This is a genomic window from Syntrophomonas sp. UBA5494 (assembly GCF_002426325.1).
In genome coordinates this window covers 10,349-16,253 of record NZ_DIPG01000112.1, presented here as the reverse complement: position 1 = coordinate 16,253, position 5,905 = coordinate 10,349, and the positions used below count along the sequence as shown (strand labels likewise).

3 protein-coding genes are annotated in these 5,905 nt (G+C 55.6%); all 3 read left to right on the top strand.

The features are described 5' to 3' along the window. Positions 1 to 303 (top strand): nitroreductase family protein (locus B3W37_RS12655; protein WP_483176035.1); only part of this gene is annotated, 303 nt, incomplete at its 5' end. Between the two features lie 96 nt (positions 304 to 399). Further along, positions 400 to 3,777, top strand: coding sequence for a helicase-exonuclease AddAB subunit AddB (addB, locus tag B3W37_RS12650; RefSeq protein WP_483176034.1), 3,378 nt, complete (start codon positions 400 to 402; stop codon positions 3,775 to 3,777). Next, on the top strand, positions 3,774 to 5,905 hold a 2,132-nt coding region (gene addA / locus B3W37_RS12645; protein WP_483176033.1), incomplete at its 3' end, for a helicase-exonuclease AddAB subunit AddA. The genes addB and addA, both read left to right, overlap by 4 nt.

The following is a 5,905-nucleotide window of genomic DNA, read 5'->3' as shown; positions in this document are numbered from 1 at the left end:
ATTGATACCATATGCCGCAATGCTCCGCATCTGATTATAGCCCATGCGCCTGAAGATACCCATGTTTCCCAAGGATCTTGCACCATAGCGTTGACTTATTTGGAATTGGCGGCGTATTCTATGGGCGTAGGCGCTTGCTGGGCCGGATTTGTCGGGGCGGCTGCCGAAACCTTCCCGCCACTTATGCGGGAATTGGCCCTGCCCGAAAGTCACAAGGCTTTTGGCGCTATGCTGATAGGCTACCCCAAATACCAGTATCACCGGATACCACCCCGCACCGCGCCACGGATCATTTGGCGATGAACATAGGCCTGCTTCTTTCTCCCGCGCGCCCCACTTGTTGCTGGAAGGAGAAACCAGTATGATAAAAAAAACTATTGAGTTTAAGGGGATGAGGGTTTGGCCATCCGTTATATAATGGGGCGCTGCGGTCAGGGCAAGACCCGGCAGGTAATGGCTGAGATCCGGGAGGAGCTGAATCTCAACCGGGATGACCCCGTGATCCTGCTGGTGCCGGAGCAGTTCACCCTGCAGGCCGAGCGGGAAGTGATCAATCAACTCGATCTTCCCGGCATAATGAGACTTGAGGTACTGAGCCCCAGCCGACTCGGCGCCAGGGTCTTGAATGAAGCCGGGGGGCGCACCCGGGTTCTTCTCAGCCAGCAGGGGCGATACATGGTTCTGAAAAAGGTGGTCTCCGCCTGTGAGGAGCAGTTCACGGTTTATCGCCAGGCCTGCCGGCAGCCCGGCTTCATCGAGCAATGCAGTCAGATCCTGGCTGAATTAAAAGGATCCGCCGTGGACAGCGGGGTTCTTTATGAATGCGCCCGCAGCCTATCTGACGATACATTATTAAAAGGCAAACTGCATGACATTTCTCTGCTATACCATAAATTCAACGCTCACCTCCAGGATCATTATGTGGACAGCGAAGATTATTTAAATCTGGTTATCGAACGCTTCCCCCAATCGCGTTTTTTAAGCCGGGCCCGGGTTTGGATCGACAATTTCACTACCTTCTCGCCCAGCACCCTGAAGCTGATTGAACAGCTCATGAAAACCGCTGTTTCCACGGCCATAAGCCTCACCATGGAGTTGGGAGGCGAGGATCGGGACCGGGAAATTTTCGCGCTTTCCCGCTATTACTATAACCGCTGGCATGATCAGGCTAAAAATGCGGGTTTGGAAGAACATATAATTACGGTCAAGAACCCCGGCAAGCTCAGCCCTGAACTGATGCACCTGGAAAGAGAGCTTTACGCCTATCCCCACCGCACTTTTCCGGAGCAACCCGCCGCTATTTCCATTGCGGCGCTCCCCAGCCCGCAGGACGAGGTAGAGGCACTGGCGATGAGGATCCTGGCCCTGGTGCGGCAAGGGGCGCGCTATCGGGATATTGCGGTTATCTGCTCCGATACCGCCGCATATTCAGGGCTGATCAAGAGGATTTTTGACGAGTATAAGATCCCGTACTTCCTGGACGATAAACGCAGTATTCTGCACCACCCCCTGGTTGAGCTGATGCTCTCCGCCCTGGATGTGCTGACCAGGCATTATCGTTTGGAGGATGTTTTGCGCCTTATAAAAACCGGACTGACTCCTCTAGAAACGCGGGATTGTGACCGCCTGGAGAATTATGCCTGGCGTTATAACATTAGAGGACGCGGCTGGTTGGAACCCTTTACATTGGGTGAGGAGAGCCTGCGGGAAGAGATGAATCTCTACCGCCAGGTATTGGTCAATCCTCTGCAGTCGCTGGCCCAAAAAGTGCAGGCTGATTCTGCCTGGTCACAAATAGCCCGGGCCTGGTTTGAATGGCTGGAAGAGATGCAAATTCCACAAGGCCTGGAAACCTGGGTTGAAGAATTGATCTCCCAGGGACGCTTCGAACTGGCCAGTGAGAACAGCCAGATCTGGAATGTTTGTGTGGAGGTTTTAGATCAGATTGCGGAAGTCCTGGGGGGAGAGGATACCGACCTCAAGGAATTCCGTCAGGTGCTGGAGGCGGGCCTGGCCTGTTCTGACCTGGGTTTTATCCCTTCAACAGTGGATCAGGTTCTGGTGGGAACTGCCACCCGTTCTATAAACCAGCGGAGTCAGATTATGTTTGTGGTTGGGGTGAATGACGGCATGCTGCCCCGGGGCAGCCTCTCCGAAGGAATATTCTCGCTGGACGAAAAAGAGATTCTTCAGTCCCACGGGGTGGAAGTAGGGTTGAGCAATGATCTGCTGTCCATAGAAGAGGATTTCTTAATTTATGCCGCACTTTCTCAGGCCGAGGAGGCCGTGCAGTTTTCATACAGCCTGGCCGACTCTGAGGGCAAGGCCCTCAGGCCTTCATTGTTGATAGACCGCTTAAAACAGATTTACCCCGGCCTCACAGTGAAGGTTGAAACCATGGACGCTGCCCAGGCTGAAGATCATTACCTGTTGTCGGCCGGCAGCAGTTATAAATACCTGGTCGAAAGCCTGCGCCAGGCCCTGGACGGAAAAACCGTGTCTCTGCGCTGGAAAGCGGTATATGACTGGTATAAAACCCAACCCGATTGGCAATTCCAAATGACCCGGCTGGAGGAGGCTCTGCTGTTCGGCAATCTGCCGGGAGCGGTGGATAAGGCTCAGTTCAGACGGCTTTATGCCGCTTCGCCACAGGGCAGCGTATCCCGGCTGGAGCTTTATGCCGCCTGTCCTTTTGCACATTTTGTCCGCTACGGGCTAAGGCCCCTGGAGCGCAAGACCTATGAGGTGGAGGCCCCGGATGTGGGTGATCTTTTTCATCAGGCCATACTTGATTTCACGGTCGAGATGCGCGCCAAGCAGCTTGATTGGAAGTCCTTGAGCGCAGATCATTGTCATGATCTGATGGACGAGGTTATGGAGCGGTTGCTGCCCCGGCACGGGGAAGGAGTATTTATGAGCACTCACCGCTACCGCTACCTGGGGCAGCGCTTGAAGAGGATCGGGCAGCGCGCGGCCTGGACCCTGATCCGTCATCTGCAAAGCGGGGATTTCAATCCTCTTGGATATGAGATGCGCTTCGGGCCGGGAGGAACCTTCCCCGCAGTGGCAGTGGAACTGGCTGACGGCGAAACTCTTCTGCTGGAGGGTCGCATCGACCGGGTGGATGTCTACAAGCACGGGAAAGACGCCTACGTGCGCATCATCGACTATAAATCCGGACCCCGGGATTTAGATATGAACGACGTATATTACGGTTTGAGCCTGCAGCTCATTATCTACCTCATGGCGGTTCTGCAGGGGCTGCACAACCCAGACGGGATGATCCGCCCCGGGGGCATCTTCTATTTTCATATCGACGACCCTTTGATAGAAGCCGACCGGGATATAGTGGAAGAAATCGAGAAAAAGCTGGCCGTCCGCTTGAGACTGCGGGGCCTGGCCCTGGAGGACGCCGCAGTGGTCAGGGCTATGGACCGGGATATACGGGGATATTCACAGGTGGTGCCGGTGGGCATGAGCGGGGAAGGAGCCTTCTACAACAATTCCGCGCTTCTGACCCTGGATCAGTTCGAAATTATTCTCCAGCATGTGCAGCATCTGGTCAAGGATATGAGCCAGGGGATTATGTCCGGGGATATAGCGATTGCCCCCTATAAGAAGGGGAATAAAAAAGCCTGCAGCCATTGCCGCTACCATGCGGTGTGCCACTTTGACAGCCTGTTTGCCGCCAACCGCTACCGGCAGCTGGCTGCAGTTGACCGTGATCAGCTCATGGAACGGATTTACTCCGACTCGGAGAGGAGGGGCTCATCATGAGGCAGTGGACCGCTGAACAACAACAGGCCATCAGTCTGCGCAACCTCAATCTGCTGGTATCGGCCGCCGCCGGATCTGGAAAAACCGCGGTCCTGGTGGAAAGGGTGATTCAGCTCATTTTGCAGGATAAGGCGGATATCGATCAGATGCTGGTGGTTACTTTTACTAAGGCGGCCGCCAGTGAGATGCGGGAGAGGATCAGCCATGCCCTTTTGGAAGCCCTGCATGAGCCCGGCCCACACCTGCAGCACACCCGCCGGCAGCTGACTCGCTTGAACCAGGCCTCGATCAGCACCCTCCATTCCTTCTGCACCGAGGTTATCCGGCGCTATTATCATCTGGTGGATGTCGATCCGGCTTTTAGGGTGACGGATCAGAACGAGGCCGATATGATGCGGCTGGAAGCCCTGGAAAGTGTGATGGAATCAGCTTATGAAAAGGCTGCCCCGGAATTCCTGGGGCTTATTGAGATGTTCGCTTCCGGCAAGAGCGATCAGGGCTTCAGGGATCTGGTCTTGCAGATGTACGAGTTTGTACAGAGTCAGCCCCAGCCGTGGCGATGGCTGGAGGAAAGCCTCCAGGCCTATGCCCGCGATGCCGCCGGATTGGCCCAAAGCCCCTGGCTGCAGAGCCTGATGGAAACCGCCGCAGTGCAGATAAGCGCTGCCCGGGACCGCTTTGCAGAAGCCCTGCAGATATGCCGGCAGCCTGACGGGCCAGCCTCTTATATAGAAGCTTTAGAACAGGAAATACAGACTGCGGAGGCATTGACAGAAGCCGTGTCGGCAAGTGCGGAAGCCGTTTACCAGGCTATGCGGGCCTTGAACCATCCCCGCCTGCGGCAGATGCGCGGCGGCAACGAAGCCCTTAAGGAGACCGTAAAAGGGCTGCGGGAAGAAGGCAAAGAGCTGTTAAAATCGCTCCAGAAGGGCATTTTCAGCAAAAGCCTGGACGAGTGGAGCCAGGAATTAAACCAGCTCCATCCTTATTTATATCAGCTCAACCAGCTGTTGCAGGCCTTTGCCGGGGAATACCGCCGCCGCAAAGCCGAAAAGGGGATGCTGGACTTTAACGATCTGGAGCACTTCGCCCTGCAGATTCTGCAGGACCCCCAGGCTGCTGCGGAATACCGGCAGCGCTATCAATACATATTTGTGGACGAATACCAGGACAGCAATCAGGTGCAGGAGGCTCTTCTGAATTGCATCGCCCGGATTAACAACCTTTTTATGGTAGGGGATGTCAAGCAGAGCATCTACCGCTTCCGCCTGGCTGACCCCGGACTCTTCCTGCACAAATACCTGCTTTATGAAGACGAGAATGAACCGTACTGCCGCCGGCTCGACCTCAGGAAGAACTTCCGCAGCCAGCCGGATATAATCGCGGCGGTAAACCACGTCTTCGCCCGGATCATGAACCGTCATGTGGGAGAACTGGAGTATGATGAAGAAGCCTTTCTGCATAACGGGCTGGCAGTGCCGGAAGAGGCCGCTGCTCCGGTAAGCGTGACCTTGATCGACAAACAGCCCGGAAGGGAAGACCTGGGAGCGGAGGAAGACCGGGGCGATGTGGCCCGGGAAGCGGCAGTGGTGGCCGACATCATACAGGATCTCCTGGGACAGCTCATTTATGATGCGGGTGCGGGAGAATACCGTCCGCTGCGATATTGCGACATGGTAGTATTGCTCAGGGCTACCCGCAACTGGAGCGCAGAATTCATGGAGGTTTTCGCCGAAAAGGGAATACCCGCTCATGCGGATGTGAATACCGGATATTTCGGGGCGGTTGAGGTAGAGGTTATGCTCAACCTGCTCAAACTGATAGATAATCATTGCCAGGACATACCCCTGCTGAGCGTACTGCGCTCGCCCTTGTTCGGCCTAAGCAGCGCCGACCTGATCGCCATCCGCCTGGAAAAACCGCAGGGGGCTTTTTACGAAGCCTTCGGAGCGTACGGCCTCAATTGCTCCGACCCGCTGGCCAAACGGGTGGGGGAGATCGCGCAGCAGCTTGAGTGCTGGCGCAAAGAAGCCCGCTATCTTCCGGTGGATCAGCTGATCTGGCAGCTCTATTCAGAAACCGGTTACTACTATTATGCGGGGGCCTTGCCGGGAGGTCTGCAGCGCCA